This is a genomic window from Kribbella sp., assembly GCF_035655035.1.
Lineage (GTDB): Bacteria > Actinomycetota > Actinomycetes > Propionibacteriales > Kribbellaceae > Kribbella.
Genome location: NZ_DASRVN010000373.1, coordinates 1 through 3991, shown reverse-complemented (window position 1 = coordinate 3991; position 3991 = coordinate 1). Strand labels below are relative to the sequence as shown.

Below are 3991 nucleotides of genomic sequence, written 5' to 3'. Positions count from 1 at the left end.
TCAGCAGCCTCGGCAGAATCGTCTGGGTCTGCCCACGGATCGAAGGGGGCAGTGCCTACGAGGTCAGGCGCGGATATCGCCTGTGCCGGCTCCCGTTTGAGCGGTGGCGCAGAGCGACCCGTCCCGGCGCCACCCGGTGGGACGGCGTCGGGCCCCGGGGTACGAGCACCTCGAGGCGTTCCCGGGCGGCGGCCGTCTGCCTCCAGGGAGGGACCGTCTTCGGTGCGAGAGAAAGGTGCGTCGCCCGCAGTCGAGGAAACTGTGTCGTCGGCGCGTCCGAAGTGTCCGTCGTCGGCATCCGAAGTTGCGTGTTCGGTGCGTGAGAAGCGCCCGTTCTCGGCGTCCGCACAGACCGCATCTTCGGTGCGCGAGAACGGTGCGTCGGCGGTGCGCCGAACGGGCACGTCTTCGGCGGCCGACGGAGGTGCGGCGTCGGTTGGTGAGACGGGTGCGTCTTCGGCCCGCGAATGAGGCACCTCATCTGCGGACGACAGAGGTCCCTCGTCCGCGGACGAGGGAGATGGTTCGTTCGTGGGCGACAGAGGTGCTTCGTCCGCGGACGACAGAGGTGCTTCGTCTGCGGACGACAGAGGTGCTTCGTCTGCGGGCGAGAAGGGTTGGTCTTCGGCGAAGGCGCGGGCTTCGGCCAGGCGGTTGGCTGCTTGGGTTTCGAAGGTGCGGGTTACTTGCTTGTCCTCGTCGCCCCATGGGTCGACGGGGTTCGCGGCTGGGCGCGGCGGGTTGCGGCGGCTCGCTGGGCGTGGCCCCTGTGGTTCCTCGCGGAGCGTCTCGGTGTCCGGCTGTGCGGCTGGCTGCTTTCGTCGCGACTTCCGGGCATCCGGCGGGGCGGCCTCATCGGTCGTGGGCTCGTCCCACGGATCGACGGTGCCGACGGTTCGTCTGATGGAGCCTGGGCGTCGGCGCGCCGTACTCCACTCGTCATCTTCGTGGAGCTCGTCGGAGTCCACCTGGCTCCGGTCCACTCCACGACGGCGCGTACCTCCAGCCCGCCATGTCGAAGCTTCCGACGGTTCGTCGTCCGCGGGCGTCGTACCGCGTTGCTCGGCCGCCCGCCGAGACGCCGTACGCCGGCACGACGTACTCTCCGCGGCCCCGTCCACAGAGGCAGCCCCAGCCCCGGACACACCCTCGGCCAGCAGCTTGCGCGCCAGGGCCAGGCGTTCGTCGTGGGGCAGGGACAGCGCCGCGGGGGCGGCGTCCTCCTCGGCAGCTGTGGGCTGCCGGGGGACGCTGCCACCCGCGGAGGGTCGATCAGAAGTCGACATCGACCTCGGCCGCGGCCTCGCCGGCCGGCTTGTCCACGGTCGGGCCGATGCCCATCTTCTCCATGATCTTCTTCTCCAGCTCATTCGCCAGGTCGGGGTTGTCGCGCAGGAAGTTTCGCGCGTTCTCCCGGCCCTGGCCGAGCTGGTCACTCTCGTACGTGAACCAGGCGCCGGCCTTGCGGACGAAGCCCTGCTCCACGCCGAGGTCGAGCAGGCTGCCCTCGCGGCTGATGCCCTGGCCGTAGATGATGTCGAACTCGGCCTGCTTGAACGGCGGGGCCACCTTGTTCTTCACGACCTTGACACGGGTCCGGTTACCGACCACGTCAGAGCCGTCCTTGAGCGACTCGATCCGGCGGACGTCCAGCCGCACCGACGCGTAGAACTTCAGCGCCTTACCACCGGTCGTCGTCTCCGGGGAGCCGAACATCACGCCGATCTTCTCGCGCAACTGGTTGATGAAGATCGCGGTCGTATTCGTCCCGCTGACCGCACCGGTCATCTTCCGCAGTGCCTGGCTCATCAGTCGCGCCTGCAGACCGACGTGACTGTCGCCCATCTCGCCCTCGATCTCGGCGCGCGGCACCAGCGCGGCCACCGAGTCGATCACGACGATGTCGATCGCGCCGGAGCGGACCAGCATGTCCGCGATCTCCAGCGCCTGCTCACCGGAGTCGGGCTGCGAGACCAGCAGCGCGTCGGTGTCGACGCCCAGCTTCCGCGCATACTCCGGGTCGAGGGCGTGCTCGGCGTCGATGAAGGCCGCGATCCCACCGGCCCGCTGAGCGTTCGCGACCGCGTGCAGGGCAACCGTCGTCTTACCGGAGGATTCCGGACCGTAGATCTCCACCACGCGACCTCGCGGCAGACCGCCGATCCCGAGCGCGATGTCGAGCGCGATCGACCCGGTCGGGATGACCTCGATCGGCGGCCTGTTCTGCTCCCCGAGGCGCATCACCGAACCCTTGCCACACTGCCGCTCGATCTGCGTCAGCGCCGTCGCAAGCGCCTTCTCGCGATCGGCCGCCGCGCGGTCCGCACTCGTCGCGCTCGCTGCACTCGCCATGTGACTGCCACCTGACCCATCTGATAATCCAGGGCCGCCGGCCGGCCGCCCGAAGGAACATTCGTTGTCGCCAGAGAAGGTATTCGTTGCCTCGGACAGTTTTCGTCGCCACTTCGAATCTGTGGACAACTCGGCCGCCCCAGCACCTTCCGGGGACCAAAGTATCCCGAACACGTGTTCGAATCACAACTGACACGCCGATGCCTGATCCAGCAGCTCCACTGACCCCACCGGATCCCTAGTCTTACGGCGTGACAGAGCGGCCCGACGTCCCCGATTCCGCGGTGGTCCTCGCGATCAGCCGGGTGGAGCTGGGGATCGACCACGTCCTCGACGCGCTCCGCACCCAGGACCCGTTCGGCATCCGCAGCTACCTGACCGAGTACTCCGAGCAGGAGAAACCGAACCTCGCCGAGAAAGGCCTGATCCTCGCGATCGACCGGCTGCTGCGGATGAAGGTCCCAGGTCACGAGGAGTGGCCGGCGCTCCCGCTCGCCAAGCGCTGCGACTGGTGGGTCGAACGCCTCGGCGGATTCGCCGCGATCGTCGCCGGGCTCCCCCGGCTCAGCGGCGCCGCGGCGGACCGGCTGCCGATGAAGGACACCCTCGGCGCGGCCGTGCAGGCGATGGTGATCGGCGCGGTCTGCCGTGAGTACGGCGTCGAGGCGCATGCCGACCGTACAGCGGTCATCATCCGGGTGCTGACCAATCGGCCGATCACCCCGGACGAGGTGCTCAAGTACGACGACCCTGTGGTCGCGGGCGACGACGTCGCCGAGCAGCTCGGGCTCGACGAGGTATCGACCGAGATGGGGCTGCGCAAGGGCGTCCGGCTGGTCTGGCGGCTCAGCAAGCTGTTCGGTGGGCTCAGTGACGTGTTCGAGGAGCGGCCGCGGGGCAGCCTCGGCGCCCGGTTCATCGGCAAGTTCCCCGGGGTCGGCGTCGTCGGCGGGTTCTTCGACGAGCGCAAGGGCATCCGGAAGGCGGCGTACGAGGCGGCCGACCTGCTCACCAACAGCACCTTCCGGGTCAAACCGCTCTGATCGCTGGGCGGCACACGGCGGTCCTGAGATGATCTTCGTATGACTGGGATCGTCATCGTGAGGCCGGACGAGACCTGGCCGGCGCAGTACCAGAAGATCACGTACGCCATCGGCGGCGTGCTCGGCGAGCTGGCGCAGCGGATCGACCACATCGGGTCCACCTCGGTACCCGGCCTGCCCGCCAAGGACATCCTCGACGTCCAGGTCACGGTGGCCGCCGAATCCGACCTGGACGATGTTGCCGAACGGATGGTCGCCGCGGACTGGGAGCTTCGCCCGCCACGGCGCGACCACCCGGCGCCCGGACTGCCCGCGGACGAGAGCCAGTGGGTGAAGCGCATGCTGGTCGAACCGATGTACCGGCGCCGGGTCAACCTGCACATCCGGGTCGCGGGTCGTGCGAACCAGCGCTACGCGCTCCTGTTCCGCGACTACCTGCGGGCGCATCCGGAGACGGCGCAGGCGTACGGCGCGTTCAAGCAGCATGCTGCGACGCTCGGGCTGGAGATCGGCGACTACAGCGACCTCAAGGACCCGGTGTGCGATCTCGTGTACCTACCGGCCGAGGAATGGGCCGCCCGCACCAGCTGGGCCGG

3 protein-coding genes are annotated in these 3991 nt (G+C 68.8%); 2 read left to right on the top strand and 1 reads right to left on the bottom strand.

All coding sequences use genetic code 11. The annotated features are described in order from the left end of the window. Nucleotides 1-1272 precede the first annotated feature (1272 nt). Nucleotides 1273-2352 (bottom strand): recombinase RecA, encoded by a 1080-nt coding sequence (recA, locus tag VFF46_RS20920; protein ID WP_325038855.1) that lies wholly within the window; start codon nt 2350-2352, stop codon nt 1273-1275. Nucleotides 2353-2603: 251 nt separating this feature from the next. Between recA and VFF46_RS20915 the strand changes: the two genes are divergently transcribed. Next, complete coding sequence (locus VFF46_RS20915) at nt 2604-3395, top strand: hypothetical protein (RefSeq protein WP_325038854.1); 792 nt, start codon at nt 2604-2606, stop codon at nt 3393-3395. 39 nt (nt 3396-3434) lie between these two features. Next, nucleotides 3435-3991: GrpB family protein (locus tag VFF46_RS20910; RefSeq protein ID WP_325038853.1), on the top strand; the 557-nt coding region annotated here is incomplete at its 3' end.

Excerpts from the sequence above, each read along its gene's own strand:
- recA (WP_325038855.1), bottom strand. The coding sequence starts at position 2,352 with ATGGCGAGTGCAGCGAGCGCGACGAGTGCGGACCGCGCGGCGGCCGAT.